This window comes from Neobacillus sp. B4I6 (assembly GCF_050434045.1).
In the GTDB taxonomy this organism is placed as follows: Bacteria; Bacillota; Bacilli; order Bacillales; family Cytobacillaceae; genus Neobacillus.
Genome location: NZ_JBNPWB010000002.1, coordinates 1,377,154 through 1,391,226 on the forward strand (window position 1 = coordinate 1,377,154; position 14,073 = coordinate 1,391,226).

Annotated in this window: 11 protein-coding genes; 9 read left to right on the forward strand and 2 right to left on the reverse strand. The window is 40.2% G+C overall.

Annotation, left to right across the window (positions count from 1 at the left end; genetic code table 11):
• The first annotated feature begins 2 nt into the window (after window positions 1-2).
• Together purN and purD are read left to right on the forward strand one after the other, a co-directional pair.
• Window positions 3-581, forward strand: coding sequence for a phosphoribosylglycinamide formyltransferase (gene purN / locus QF028_RS08930; RefSeq protein ID WP_429464909.1), 579 nt, complete (start codon window positions 3-5; stop codon window positions 579-581).
• 58 nt (window positions 582-639) lie between these two features.
• Window positions 640-1,902, forward strand: coding sequence for a phosphoribosylamine--glycine ligase (purD, locus tag QF028_RS08935; protein ID WP_429464910.1), 1,263 nt, complete (start codon window positions 640-642; stop codon window positions 1,900-1,902).
• A gap of 338 nt (window positions 1,903-2,240) precedes the next feature.
• Here purD and QF028_RS08940 read toward each other — a convergent pair whose 3' ends face one another.
• Window positions 2,241-3,143 (reverse strand): LysR family transcriptional regulator, encoded by a 903-nt coding sequence (locus QF028_RS08940; RefSeq protein ID WP_429464911.1) that lies wholly within the window; start codon window positions 3,141-3,143, stop codon window positions 2,241-2,243.
• 128 nt (window positions 3,144-3,271) lie between these two features.
• Here QF028_RS08940 and gltB point away from each other — a divergent pair, with 128 nt between their 5' ends.
• Together gltB and gltD are read left to right on the forward strand one after the other, a co-directional pair.
• Window positions 3,272-7,822, forward strand: coding sequence for a glutamate synthase large subunit (gene gltB, locus QF028_RS08945; RefSeq protein ID WP_429464912.1), 4,551 nt, complete (start codon window positions 3,272-3,274; stop codon window positions 7,820-7,822).
• A gap of 16 nt (window positions 7,823-7,838) precedes the next feature.
• Window positions 7,839-9,323: a glutamate synthase small subunit gene (gene gltD / locus QF028_RS08950; protein ID WP_429464913.1), complete on the forward strand. Its 1,485-nt coding sequence runs from the start codon at window positions 7,839-7,841 to the stop codon at window positions 9,321-9,323.
• Between the two features lie 289 nt (window positions 9,324-9,612).
• On the opposite strand, the gene QF028_RS08955 is transcribed toward gltD, so the two are convergent.
• On the reverse strand, window positions 9,613-10,617 hold the full coding sequence (locus QF028_RS08955) for a DUF3231 family protein (protein WP_429464914.1): 1,005 nt from the start codon (window positions 10,615-10,617) through the stop codon (window positions 9,613-9,615).
• A 250-nt stretch (window positions 10,618-10,867) separates the two neighbouring features.
• Between QF028_RS08955 and QF028_RS08960 the strand changes: the two genes are divergently transcribed.
• From QF028_RS08960 to QF028_RS08980, 5 genes are all read left to right on the forward strand, one after another.
• Entirely contained in the window at window positions 10,868-11,287 is a 420-nt protein-coding gene (locus QF028_RS08960) for an RrF2 family transcriptional regulator (protein WP_215004494.1), read from the forward strand.
• Window positions 11,288-11,405: 118 nt separating this feature from the next.
• Entirely contained in the window at window positions 11,406-11,798 is a 393-nt protein-coding gene (locus tag QF028_RS08965) for an IDEAL domain-containing protein (RefSeq protein ID WP_429464916.1), read from the forward strand.
• Window positions 11,799-11,869: 71 nt separating this feature from the next.
• Entirely contained in the window at window positions 11,870-12,184 is a 315-nt protein-coding gene (trxA, locus tag QF028_RS08970) for a thioredoxin (protein WP_429464917.1), read from the forward strand.
• 107 nt (window positions 12,185-12,291) lie between these two features.
• Window positions 12,292-13,416, forward strand: a complete 1,125-nt coding sequence (locus tag QF028_RS08975; protein ID WP_429464918.1) for an NADH-dependent flavin oxidoreductase — start codon at window positions 12,292-12,294, stop codon at window positions 13,414-13,416.
• A gap of 144 nt (window positions 13,417-13,560) precedes the next feature.
• Window positions 13,561-13,881 carry a ribonuclease E inhibitor RraB gene (locus QF028_RS08980; RefSeq protein ID WP_215004486.1) on the forward strand — a complete coding sequence of 107 codons (321 nt, stop codon included), beginning with the start codon at window positions 13,561-13,563 and terminating at the stop codon, window positions 13,879-13,881.
• The last annotated feature ends 192 nt before the right edge of the window (window positions 13,882-14,073 follow it).

A 14,073-nucleotide genomic window follows, 5' to 3' on the forward strand; every position in this document is an offset into this window, starting at 1 on the left:
GTATGAAGATTGCAGTTTTTGCTTCTGGTACGGGTTCTAATTTTTCAGCGATTCTAGAATTCATTCATTCAAAAAAAATCAATAACATTGAAGTGGTTTTACTCGTCAGTGACCGTCCTGAAGCCCTTGCAGTCCAGAAAGCAAGGGATGAACGGATCCCGGTGTTTACTTTTTTGGCTAAGGACTATCCAAACAAACAAGCTTATGAAGTAGAGATTCTTGACGAGTTAACACAAAGGAAGGTTGATTTTATCGTATTGGCTGGCTATATGAGACTGCTTGGGAATGTATTACTCCAGGCTTATGATCGGAAAATCATTAACGTCCACCCGTCTTTATTACCAGCATTCGCAGGAAAGGATGCCATTGGTCAAGCGCTCGATTATGGGGTAAAGGTGACAGGGGTCACGGTCCATTATGTCGACGAAGGAATGGATACAGGTCCCATAATTGCTCAACAAGCAGTGACTATCGATTCAGACGAGACAAAAGAAACCTTAATTATAAAAATTCAGGAACAAGAGCACAGATTATTACCAGATGTGATTCAAAGACTGGCGAACAGGGAGGCAGCAAGATGAGAAGGGCTAGATGCATTGAATTTATTGAAGGAAAAGAAAAACCTGGAGGTACAAAGAAATGAAGGTGTTAGTCATAGGGGGAGGAGGCCGTGAGCATGCGATTGTTTGGAAACTGTCTCAAAGTCCTAAAGTTACTCAAATTTATTGTGCTCCGGGCAATCCTGGGATTGCAGAGTTATCAACATGTGTTCCAATCGCGGTTTCAGATATAGAGAAATTAGCAGCTTTTGCTAAAAAGGAACAAATCAATCTTACTTTTGTAGGACCAGAAGAGCCTCTCTCATTGGGGATAGTTAATTATTTTAAAGAACAGGGATTAGCGGTATATGGCCCTTCGAAGGAAGCGGCATTGATCGAGGGAAGTAAGGCGTTCGCTAAAGAATTAATGATGAAGTATGAGATTCCGACAGCTAATTACGCTTCTTTTACTAACTATGAGGAAGCACTTGCGTATGTCCGTAGCGAAGGGGCACCAATCGTAATAAAAGCAGATGGCTTAGCAGCAGGAAAAGGTGTGGTTGTGGCAAAAACACTGATAGAAGCTGAGGAAGCACTTCAAAGTATGATGAAAGAAGTTTCCTTTGGCTCTGCGGGGGCGAGGGTGGTTATTGAGGAATTTTTGGAAGGAGAAGAATTGACCCTGCTCGCTTTTGTGAATGGAACTACTGTAAAGCCCATGGTTCCCGCTCAAGATCATAAGCCAGTATTTGACGGCGACAAAGGACCTAACACTGGTGGAATGGGAACTTATGCGCCGTTACCACATATTGATCCATCTATAGTTGTGCGGATTATTGATGAAATAGTCGGGCCAACTGCAAAAGCTATGGCAGAGGAAGGCTGCCCGTATGAGGGAATTCTCTATACCGGTTTGATGCTGACAAAATCAGGTCCAAAGGTCATTGAATATAATGCACGCTTTGGCGATCCGGAAACACAGGTTGTTCTTCCACTGCTAGAAACAGATTTACTTGATATTTTGCTGGCAAGCCTTACCGGAGAATTAGAAAATGTAGAGGTAAAATGGAAAGACAAGTCCGCAGTTTGTGTCATTATGTCTTCAGCTGGCTATCCTGGCCCATACGAAAAGGGCCAGGTAATAAAAGGATTGGATCATGTAACTGAACCGGCTATTGTATTCCATGCCGGTACCACTTTAAAGGATGGCGAAATGCTAACAAATGGAGGCCGTGTACTGGGAATCACTGCCATTGGCGACCATTTGAAGGAAGCCAGAGAGTTGGCTTACCAATCCGTAGAAAAAGTATCTTTTAAAGGTGCACATTACCGAACCGATATAGGATCTAAAGGAGTTCGTTGACTATTAATAACGTGTCATAAGCGACCCTTATGAAGGACAAATCTCTTGTTCCTTAAGCGGCTTTTGTCTTTCATACCACTTATGAAGGACAAATTTTTTGTTCCTGCAGCGGTTTTTGTCCTTCATACCGCTAATGAAGGACAAATCTCTTATTCCTCTGCAGCTACATTTGTCTTTCATACCGTTTATGAACGATAAATCTCTAGTTCCTGTGACCACAGAAAAAAGGAAATGGCTATAATGTCCACCCCATATGGACAAATGAGCTAAAGTGTCTTTTAATGGTGCCTGACACCGCACCGTGAGACCGCACCGTGACACCACACCGATAATCCCATCTATTGGAACTGCTCTAATACGCGGAAAAAATCAATCGCGAATTGGTAAAAGAGATTTTCGGAAGGTGCTAGGTCTCTAAATTTTGGTGTGATTAGGCCAACTGTTCTTTTGACTTGAGGAGAATCAATCGGTATTTTTACTGTAAACCGTGGAATGGAGTCATGAACGGTGCTTTCTGGTAAGAGGCATACCCCGATGCCTGCTGAAACTAGTCCCTTTAATGCATCTAAATCCTCTCCCTCTGAGGTGATATTTGGTACAAATCCTGCTTCTTTGCATGCCTCGACTGCAATTTTTTGGAGAATATACCCTTTTGGGAATGAAACAAAGGAATCGTTTCGTAACTCACCTAGATCTAATCTCTTTCGGTCGGCAAGTGTATGGTTTGCAGGAAGCAAAGCAGAAATGTTTTCGGTAAATAAAATCTTTGCTTCAATATCAGGATCTTTGGTTGGGACGGGGCCAATAAACGCTAGATCAATTTCTCCATTTTTAACGGCATCAATTAAGTATTGATAGGAGCCCTGACGCAAATGGAAAACAACGTTTGGTTGTTTTGTTCTAAAAGCAGAGATAACCGTTGGAAGCCAATAGCTGGCTAAACTTGTTGGATATCCAATTTTAATGGTGCCGGATTGAGGATCTAAATACTCATCAATCTTTTCTTTTGCCTCATCAATAAATTTTACCGCCTTTTTTATATGAATTAAAAAGATCATTCCAATCTGGGTTAACTTAATATTCCTTCCGGTTCGTTCAAATAGACGAACACCGAGTTCATCTTCAAGCTTGGCAATCTGAAAACTTACTGCCGATTGTGCTACATTCAGATTTTCAGCCGCTTCTGTTACATGTTCGCGTTCAGCAACCTCCATAAAATACCGTAATTGACGCAATTCCACGCTAATTCCCTCCGTTCATATTAAAATCAGATTGATTTAATCTTAATTATATATTGTTTATATGTATGTTTAAACATAAAATTACTTCATACTGATTTATCGGAAAATTAAGAACGGGGGAGATAATAATGACATTTCATCAACTACCAAAGGCACAAGGTCTCTACCGCCCTGAATATGAACATGATGCATGTGGAATTGGATTATATGCCCACATTAAAGGGCATGCATCTCATGAGATTGTAAAAAAAGGACTAAGCATGCTTTGTAAACTAGACCACCGCGGGGGACAGGGAAGTGATCCATTTACAGGAGATGGCGCCGGGCTCATGGTCCAGATTCCAGATAGCTTTTTTCGTAAAGCCCTCCAGAACGTTCAATTACCTGAAAAAGGTCGCTACGGGGTAGGGATGCTTTTTTTCTCAAATAATGATTCTGAAAGAGAAAAAATAGAATCATATATCAATAAATTGGTTGAACAAGGAGGTCAGACGGTTCTCGGATGGAGGACTGTGCCTGTCAATACAGAAACAATCGGAGAAACAGCCAAGAAAAGCCGCCCGTTCATCCGCCAAGTTTTTATCGGAGCAAACGAGGGACTATTGGATGATTTATCTTTTGAGCGTAAATTATACATCATTAGAAAACAATCAGAACTATGGGCTAAGGCATCGGATTTACGTTTTTATTTTGCCAGCCTCTCAAGCAGAACAATTGTATACAAAGGGTTATTGACACCGGAACAGGTAGACAGGTTTTACCTAGATTTACAGGATGAGAGTTTTGTATCGGCTTTTGCTTTAGTGCATTCCCGCTTTAGTACAAATACGTTTCCTAGCTGGGAAAGGGCTCATCCAAACCGGTACCTAATCCATAATGGGGAGATTAATACACTTCGCGGTAATGTCCATTGGATGAAGGCACGTGAAAAGCAATTTGTGTCGGAAGCATTTGGCGATGACCTGCAAAAGGTCCTTCCACTCTTAGATACAGATGGAAGTGACTCATCGATTTTGGATAACGCACTTGAATTCTTGGTGTTAGCTGGCCGGAAACCTGCTCATGCTGCGATGATGCTGATACCTGAACCATGGTCTGAAAACCCGCATATGACAAAAGAAAAGAGAGCTTTTTACGAATATCATAGCTGCCTGATGGAACCTTGGGATGGTCCAACAGCTATTTCCTTTACGGATGGAAAACAAATTGGGGCAATATTAGATCGTAACGGCCTTCGTCCGGCTCGTTATTACGTTACTGATGATGATTATCTTATTTTTTCATCAGAGGTTGGCGTCATCGATGTCGAACCCGAGAAAGTAATATATAAAGAACGTTTAAGCCCAGGCAAAATGCTTTTGATTGATTTAGAAGAAGGCCGAATTATTTCGGATGAAGAAGTAAAATCCGAAATGGCTGAAGCTCTTCCTTATCAACAATGGTTAGATGACCAACTAGTTCGATTAAATGACGATGGACAAAACGAAGAAGAGGTTCTATCGGATTTACTAGTTCGCCAGAAATCATTTGGCTACACATACGAAGATATTTCAAAATATCTAGTTCCTGTTGTGAGCGAAGGGAAAGATCCGATTGGAGCAATGGGAAATGATATGCCATTAGCGGTTTTATCTGACCGTGCTCAATCCTTGTTTAACTACTTCAAGCAACTATTTGCTCAAGTAACCAATCCGCCAATTGATTCACTTCGTGAAGAGATTGTCACATCGACGATGACATTATTAGGGGCGGAAGGAAATATATTGAATCCTTCAGAATTAAACTGCCGCCGAATTCAGCTGGATACACCGGTAATTACCAATAGTCAACTGGAACAGCTAAAATCATTGGATTCAGTTGATTTTAAGAGTAAGGTAATTGACATCCTGTTCACTGAAGATATCGAGGGCAGTCTTGATAGGATTTGCCAAGAGGCGGATGCTGCCATCTCTGAAGGTGTAAGTCTATTAATCTTATCTGATCGTAACATGAATCAAAAGGAAGCAGCGATTCCTTCATTATTGGCTGCAAGCGCCCTTCATCAGCATCTGATTCGTGAAGGCAGCAGAACGAAAGCAAGCATCATTATTGAATCTGGGGAAGTACGTGAAGTTCATCATTTGGCCGCTTTAATTGGCTATGGTGTTGATGCCATCAATCCGTATCTTGCGTTCGCAACCTATAAGCAGGCTATCTTAGATGGAAGCTTACCGTTCACATATGAGGAAGCAGTAAGCAAGTATGTAAAAGGAATGACTGAGGGCGTTGTAAAAGTCATGTCTAAAATGGGAATTTCAACCGTTCAAAGCTATCGCGGTGCGCAAATTTTTGAAGCAGTTGGAATTAGCGGAGATGTCATTGAACGTTACTTTACTGGTACAGTTTCTCAGCTCGGCGGTATCGGTTTAGATACGATTGCCGAAGAAGCAAAAATGCTTCATACAGTGGCTTACGCAGATTCGAATGATCAAACTTTAGATTCAGGAAGTAATTTCCAGTGGAGAAAAACAGGGGAACATCACGCGTTTAACCCTGGAACGATTCATACCCTGCAATGGGCTTGCCGTAAAGGCGATTACGAATTATTTAAAAAGTATTCCAAGCTAGCTAATGAAGAGAGAATTGGATTCTTACGGAATTTGTTCTTATTTGATGAAACTAGAAAGTCTTTACCAATAGAGGAAGTAGAAACAGTCGATTCCATTGTTCGTCGTTTTAAAACAGGAGCAATGTCATTTGGATCCATTAGTAAGGAAGCCCATGAAACCTTGGCGATTGCGATGAATCGCTTAGGCGGAAAAAGCAACTCGGGTGAAGGCGGGGAAGATTCAAGCCGCTTTATCTTGGATGAAAATGGCGATAATCGCCGAAGTGCTGTGAAGCAAATTGCTTCAGGCCGTTTCGGAGTGAAAAGTCACTATCTTGTCAATGCTGATGAGCTTCAAATTAAAATGGCACAAGGGGCAAAGCCAGGTGAAGGCGGACAGCTGCCTGGGAATAAAGTTTACCCATGGGTGGCAGATGTTCGTGGTTCTACACCAGGAGTCGGGCTGATTTCACCGCCGCCGCACCATGATATCTACTCGATTGAAGACTTGGCACAGCTGATTCACGATTTGAAAAATGCTAATCGTGATGCCCGAATCAGCGTTAAGCTCGTATCCAAGGGCGGAGTAGGAACGATTGCGGCAGGAGTTGCGAAAGGTGCAGCTGATGTTATTGTAATCAGTGGTTATGACGGCGGAACAGGAGCATCACCAAAAACCAGTATCCAACATACGGGATTACCATGGGAGCTTGGACTTGCCGAAGCACACCAAACATTAATGCTTAATGGCTTGCGTGAACGTGTCGTCCTTGAGACAGATGGTAAATTAATGACTGGGAAAGATGTCGTAATGGCTGCCTTATTTGGGGCAGAAGAGTTTGGTTTTGCGACTGCACCGCTTGTCGTGCTTGGATGTGTCATGATGCGTGTATGTCACTTAGATACTTGCCCGGTTGGAATTGCTACACAAAATCCGGAGCTTCGTAAAAAGTTCACAGGAGAAGCTGATTACATCGTTAACTATATGCGTTTTGTTGCCCAAGAAGTACGTGAACTAATGGCTGAGCTTGGCTTTAGAACCGTTGACGAAATGGTGGGTCGTACAGATGTTCTGAAAATGAGTGACCGTGCAAAAGCACACTGGAAAGCAAAGGATCTAGATTTAACTCCATTGCTGCATCAACCTGAAGGAGTTCGTACGTTCAAGACTCCACAAAATCATAAAATTGATGATTCACTTGATATTCAAAAAATCTTGCCGGCGGTTCAACAAGCATTAAAAGATCAAATTCCAGTGGATGCGAGCTTCCCGATTTCGAATGTGAATCGTGTCGTTGGAACAATCGTCGGTAGTGAAGTATCGAAGCGATACGGTGAAGAGGGGCTTCCTGAAAATACGATTACTCTAAGATTTACTGGATCTGCAGGTCAAAGCTTCGGTGCTTTTGTTCCGAAAGGCGTGACATTAGAGATTTCGGGTGACGTAAACGATTTCCTTGGAAAAGGCTTATCGGGCGGAAAGTTGATTGTGAAAGCAGACGAATCTTCTAAACTATCGGCAGGCGAAAATGTAATCGCTGGGAATGTTGCCTTATATGGTGCGACAAGCGGCGAAGCGTATATTAATGGACGTGCAGGTGAACGTTTTGCAGTCCGTAATAGTGGTGTGAACGTTGTGGTCGAAGGAATTGGTGACCATGGCTGCGAATATATGACGGGCGGACGCGTTGTTATTTTAGGTGATGTTGGCAAAAACTTTGCGGCCGGGATGTCTGGCGGAATTGCGTACGTATTAGCAGACGATCAAGATGCCTTTAAGAAGTTATGTAACCAAGAGATGATTGAGATTGAATCTTTAACGAAAAACGATGCGAATGAACTTAGGCAAATGATTCAAAATCATTTCAATTATACGAACAGTGTAAAAGCAGGCTGTGTTCTAGAGAACTGGGAAAATCATGTGAGAAAATTTAACAAGGTCATTCCAAAGGACTATAAACGCATGTTGGACCAAATTCAGCAGCAAAAGGAAAAAGGCCTAACTGAAGAAGAAGCGATTATGAGTGCGTTTTTAGCCAATTCTTCCAAACAGAAAAATACACCTAAACAGCTAGAAGCTGTACTACGCTAAGAAAGGGGAGAGGAAGATGGGAAAAGCAACAGGATTTATGGAATACAATCGAGAAAAAGGAAAAGAACGAAATCCCCTTACGCGTTTAAGCGACTGGAAAGAGTATTCAGTTCCTTTCTCAGATGAAACATTAAGCAGACAAGGAGCACGGTGCATGGATTGTGCCACTCCTTTCTGCCATATAGGAATGGAAATTCAAGGAGCAACATCAGGCTGTCCGATTCATAATCTTATTCCAGAGTGGAATGATTTGGTTTATCGCGGCCGTTGGAAGGAAGCACTCGATCGTTTGCTAAAAACGAATAATTTCCCTGAGTTCACAGGGCGAGTTTGTCCAGCTCCGTGTGAAGGTTCATGTACGTTGGCTATTACTGATCCAGCGGTAACGATTAAAAACATTGAGCAGGCAATTATCGATAAAGGTTTTGAAAATGGCTGGATCACGCCTCGTATTCCAGTTTCACGGACCGGGAAGAAAGTAGCGATTATCGGTTCCGGCCCTGCAGGATTGGCCAGTGCAGATCAACTTAACCAAGCAGGTCACTCGGTAACGGTTTTTGAACGTTCAGACCGTCCAGGTGGATTACTTATGTACGGCATTCCAAATATGAAGCTTGATAAAGAAGTGGTAGAGCGCAGAATTAGCTTGTTACGTCAAGAAGGTATTGATTTTGTCACTAATACTGAGGTTGGAAAGGATATTACTGCCGAAGATTTGCAAGCACAATTCGATACTGTAATTCTTTGCACTGGCGCTCAGAAACAGCGTGATCTTGTAATTGAAGGCCGATCTGCGAAGGGAATCCATTTTGCGATGGAGTACCTGAGCAAATCGACAAAGAGTCTTTTGGATTCTAACTTTGAAGATGGCCAGTTTATTACTACTGAAGGCAAGGACGTCATCGTCATTGGCGGTGGCGACACAGGAGCGGACTGCGTGGCAACAGCCCTGCGCCAAAACTGCCGAAGTGTGGTTCAGTTTGGTAAACACCCTCAGTTACCTGAGACTCGTAATTCTGGAAATATGTGGCCAGCCTACCCTAATGTTTTTACTATGGACTATGCCTATAAAGAGGCAGAAGCAAAGTTTGGTGAAGATCCACGTCAGTATTCTATCCAAACCAAGAAAATTGTAGCGGATGAAAACGGCAACCTTAAAGAACTTCATACCATCCAAATGGAAAAATTGAGAGACGATGAAGGTCGGTTCTATTTTAAAGAAATACCAGGTACTGAAAAAGTATGGCCCGCTCAATTTGTGTTTATTGCGATTGGATTTGAGGGAACGGAGCAGCCGCTTTTAAGCCAATTTGGTGTAAAAGCTGCCAATCAAAAGATTGAAGCAGCATACGGTGAGTACAGAACAAACGTAGAAAGTGTATTTGCTGCGGGAGATGCAAGAAGAGGGCAAAGCCTAATTGTCTGGGCTATCAACGAAGGCCGTCAGGTCGCACATGAAGTGGACCGTTATTTGATGGGAAAATCCTTATTACCTAAATAAATGTCGAGTTCGATAGTAGACCTGATTCATATCATTATTGAGTCAGGTCTCTTTTTTAGTAGTTAAAGTATAAGTTCCTGCGGAACAGATACAAAACAATTAATGAATGATTATTATTTTAAAATAAATTAATGTTCGTATTTAAATTTATTTCACTATTGAGATATCTATGATTAATACGTTATTATATTGAAAAAGCAAACAATAAGGAGTGGCTAAAATGTTTGGAACCTCAAATAGAAAAAAACTAGCCTTTTTTAAGGTTAGTTTTGCTGTTCTAAAAAAATAATTATTTGGTTAATTGATTTCTATCCTCAATCTGTGGTGGTTCTTCCATCCAGCCATTTTTGATCAAAATCTTTCCTCCATCTTGAGCAAAAGTGAAAATATTTTTTGCATTTAAAGACATTTTAGCCGGCAAGTCACTCCGTAAACAAAATCCAGTGCCTAATGCATTACTTCCGAGCCCAAATGAAGCTAACAAATTGGTATTGTACATCATCAATTTGTCAGAAAATGGCGCAGTTTTTGACGTTGTTGCTTTTCCAGCATGAGTAGCTGGGGGCTCAATATAACTTTGGCGTAAAAATTCACCTAAATCTATTTCGATTTTTTTGGACAATTCCATTCCTTTGGTAAGATATTTTCGAACCTCTTTATCAGAAGCAACTTGAGCGAATCCAATCATTAATTGCATCCCTACAAGGTTAGTTTCAATTGCATGATGGATAAGAGAAACTTCAACAGTATTCAGGGATCTATTTTCACTTAACCAATTAAACCCATCCATATAATTTTTATCCTGTACAAAATTTACCTGTTTTGGCATTGATACAAAAGGTGGACGTACCAGTACCCCTTTTTCTAAAAGGAATTGAGTTGCTTGGCTGTTCATTGATTGTGATTCAGCTGTCATTCCGATAAATAAATCTTCAATATCCTTTCGATAGGACATGCCTGTGAAAAGTGCATAAAGGCTCATTTCCACTTTAGTCATCAAATGTAAATACATAATATCGTACATAAAATCAAATAACTTTGGAACGCTTTTATATACATCGTTTTCTGTAAAACCAATTGGAATTACTGCGCCTTCTTGTTGAAAAATACTTTTAATCATCTCAATGTTTTTGGCGGTACCAGTATAATACGACTGTAACAGTTGTTTTCCTTCATGATCGGAGTGCTCGATAAAATGTTCCAATACTCTAAGCATCATGGTTTTTTCTTGATAAGCCATCCACAGATTTGCTAATTCTGATGAGGTAATAGGTGCTTGGCTCGAAGTCGTCATGCTAAACCCCCCTAGTTTTATTATTATAATGTAACCATTAGGAAATTATTTTATGAAATGCTACAGTATGCTTCTTCTAAATAATGAATAAAATTTATCCTGCATAAACTAAATTTTTTGATTGCCAAAAACAATTTTCGCGAATTTAATGGGCTATAGTGGAAATTATTAATATGGAGTTATTTTTTGTTGACTTTATAAACTGTAAATATTAAAATTACATTAATCTTCTTGAGGAGGAAGCATCAAAGTGAATAGTGATTTTACGATAGCCGTCCATAGTTTAGTCTATTTAGCTTATTTACCAGATCATATGGCTAGCAGTGAGTCAATCGCTACCAATGTTTGTACAAACGCCGCACGGATTCGGAAGATCATGAGCTGTTTGCGAAATCATGGATTTGTTAAGACAAAAGAAGGTATCGGCGGTGGCTATATTCTCGACTGTAACTCTCAAGAGGTATCATTGGCAGATATTTATCGTATAGTTTCACGCGGAAGCCTAAAACCAAACTGGTGCACAGGTGATCCGGAGCAAAAATGTGTGATATCGTCTAATACCCAGGTGGTTATGGATCAAATTTTCAATGATGCTGAATTGTATTTTGAAAAATATTTAGAGAATATAACCCTTAGTACTGTTTTAGAAAAAATTAAACATTGCACATGATTTAGTTTTTTCTTTTCTTTATACTGTATATTATTTTATTACAGTATGATGCGATAAAGATGATATACTTTTTAAAAAACCAAACTGTAACTTTTCTTATAACATTTAAGGGGTGTAGATGACGATGGCCGATAACAATCGATTTGAAAATGGGGATTGGGTACATGGAAGGTCAAAAGATGGAGAACTGATTCAAGGGTATGTTGAAACCGTAGACTCTCACAAAGAAATGCTACAAGTAAATGTGGTCGACAGTGACAATGAAAAAGCGATTGGAAAATCGATTTGGATCCAAAATAAACGGGCTGAAAAGCTGCCAGAGATAACAGGTAGAAATGAAAGTGAGCTTTTAGCTTTAATAGATTTAGCTTTACTTTTTAAAGATGAGCAGTGGTTTAAGGAATTATCGGCGAAATTATTATCTATTAAAAAAATTCAAGAAGTGCCTATCAAGAAAACTGAATATCTAATCAGTGGAAACAGAATTAGGAATTTTGATGCAAAAAGGTAATTTTCATCTATTTGTCTGAGAGAACACAATAAGTTTTTAAAAATATAAAAATTAAATTGGAGGAAAAAATAATGGCTATTTCACACGTAACAGATCAAACTTTTGCTTCAGAAATGAAAGAGGGATTGGTGTTAGTAGATTTTTGGGCTCCGTGGTGCGGCCCTTGTAAAATGATTGCACCTGTGTTGGAGGAAATCGATGCTGAAATCGGTGATAAAGTTGGGATTATCAAACTTAATGTAGATGAGAACCCAGAAACAACACGAGCATTTGGCGTCATGAGCATTCCAACGTTGATTCTTTTCAAAGACGGTGTTGAAGTAGATAAGGTTATCGGCTTCCAACCAAAAGAAGCTTTGACAGAATTAATTTTAAAGCACACTTAATATGGTACGAATTTGCTTTGAACGAAACGGTAAACTATAGGATGAAGTTGTAGATTGGTCAAAGTAATTTCCAATTTAACATTAATGAACAAGGTGGAGGAGTAAAGATGATGAATTTAAAATATGCACCATTATTTGAGTCATTTACGATAGGAAAGGGAATTCATTTAAAAAATCGAATTGTCATGGCACCCATGACCAATTTCTCATCAAATCCTGACGGGACCGTCTCAGATGCGGAAGTCAAGTATTATCAACGACGTTCCAATGGTGTCGGAATGGTCATTACAGCATGTACCTATGTGACCAGGAATGGTAAAGGATTTCATGGTGAATTTGGTGGAGACCGAGATGAGATGATCCCAAGTTTGCGTCGTGTGGCATCAGCGATTAAAGAGAAGGGGGCAAAAGCGATTTTGCAAATCTTCCATGGCGGACGCCAGGTTCCACCTGAATTAGTAGATGGTGATGTGGTAAGTGCTAGTGCAGTTCCTTCAGAAGGTGCAGGAAAACCTGTACCCCGGGCATTGACTGAAACAGAGATCGAATCCATTATTCGCGATTTTGGAGAAACCACTCGACGAGCCATTGAAGCAGGTTATGATGGTGTTGAATTACATGGTGCCAATGGGTACCTGATTCAGCAATTCTTTTCCCCTCATTCTAATCGTCGTGTAGACCGATGGGGCGGGACTCTTGAAAAACGTCTAACTTTTCCGTTAGCGGTTATTGATGAAGTAAAAAGAGTTGTTGCTGATTATGGGAAAGAGCCTTTCTTGGTTGGCTATCGTTTTTCCCCTGAGGAACCTGAAACACCTGGGATCACTATGGCTGACACACTCGCACTAATAGATACAATTGCAGAAAAAGACCTTGATTATCTTCATGTTTCATTGCAGGATTTCAGGTCAACACCTAAACGGGGAGTTGAGGATACACGTTCACGTCTTGAAATCATTCAGGAGCGTGTAGGTGACCGAGTTCCAGTGATCGGTGTCGGTTCGATTTATACAGCTGATGATGCCTTAAAAGCATTGGAAACGGGAGTCCCTTTAATTGCATTGGCACGCGAACTGATTATTGATCCTGAGTGGGTGCAGAAAGTGGAACAAGGTAGAGAATCTGAAATTGTCACCAAAATAAATAAGAATCATCAGCACGAACTGGAAGTACCAGATCCCCTTTGGCAGGCCATTATTCATTCGCCTGGATGGTTTCCGGGAGTAGAATAGATCAGTTGACTACTTGCTAAACGAATATGAGTAGCTTATCTGATTTGGATAAAATAAGTTTCCGGTCAGCTTTCTGGTTTGTCGAAAAGAAATAAGTGAATTATAATGGCAACAGTGAATGTACTAGAATTTGGAGGAAAAAGAATGAAATTTCCTAATGATGCTGATGGAGATGCTTTACGAAGTCTATACAAAGAGGGATTAGATTTTAAAAAACAACAATCAGTGGAATTTTTTGTTGCTGTACCTGATCAAACAACAGGAGAAAAATTAACACAAGTACTAAAAGAAGAAGGATTCAATTGTTTCTTAGATCAAGACGACGAAACTGACGAGTGGGCATGTTGTTGCTCTAAAAGAATGTTGTTAAATTATAATGAAATAATTAAAATCCAGAATAATTTAAATAACTTAAGCAAACCACATGGTGGTTATTCTGACGGTTGGGGTGTTTTTGTAGATTAAAGGATTGAGTGAAGTCAACTTGGGTTTAGCGACTGGTGCGACGCCATTTTGATGGAAATATTATTTAAACTGACCGGACATGTTGCTGCATGTTCGGTCAGTTTAATTTTAGGATTTATTTTTTTGTGAAATATTTCACAAAATGTTCAATAATAAGGCGGATAGGATAATGATTTATCATGTATATTATCA

What these genes read in the sequence shown, in the direction of transcription:
- gltB (WP_429464912.1), top strand. Translation starts at nt 3,272, where the DNA reads ATGACATTTCATCAACTACCAAAGGCACAAGGTCTCTACCGCCCTGAA.
- QF028_RS08965 (WP_429464916.1), top strand. Translation starts at nt 11,406, where the DNA reads ATGACGATGGCCGATAACAATCGATTTGAAAATGGGGATTGGGTACAT.
- QF028_RS08975 (WP_429464918.1), top strand. Translation starts at nt 12,292, where the DNA reads ATGATGAATTTAAAATATGCACCATTATTTGAGTCATTTACGATAGGA.
- QF028_RS08955 (WP_429464914.1), bottom strand. Translation starts at nt 10,617, where the DNA reads ATGACGACTTCGAGCCAAGCACCTATTACCTCATCAGAATTAGCAAAT.
- purN (WP_429464909.1), top strand. Translation starts at nt 3, where the DNA reads ATGAAGATTGCAGTTTTTGCTTCTGGTACGGGTTCTAATTTTTCAGCG.
- gltD (WP_429464913.1), top strand. Translation starts at nt 7,839, where the DNA reads ATGGGAAAAGCAACAGGATTTATGGAATACAATCGAGAAAAAGGAAAA.
- QF028_RS08980 (WP_215004486.1), top strand. Translation starts at nt 13,561, where the DNA reads ATGAAATTTCCTAATGATGCTGATGGAGATGCTTTACGAAGTCTATAC.
- trxA (WP_429464917.1), top strand. Translation starts at nt 11,870, where the DNA reads ATGGCTATTTCACACGTAACAGATCAAACTTTTGCTTCAGAAATGAAA.
- purD (WP_429464910.1), top strand. Translation starts at nt 640, where the DNA reads ATGAAGGTGTTAGTCATAGGGGGAGGAGGCCGTGAGCATGCGATTGTT.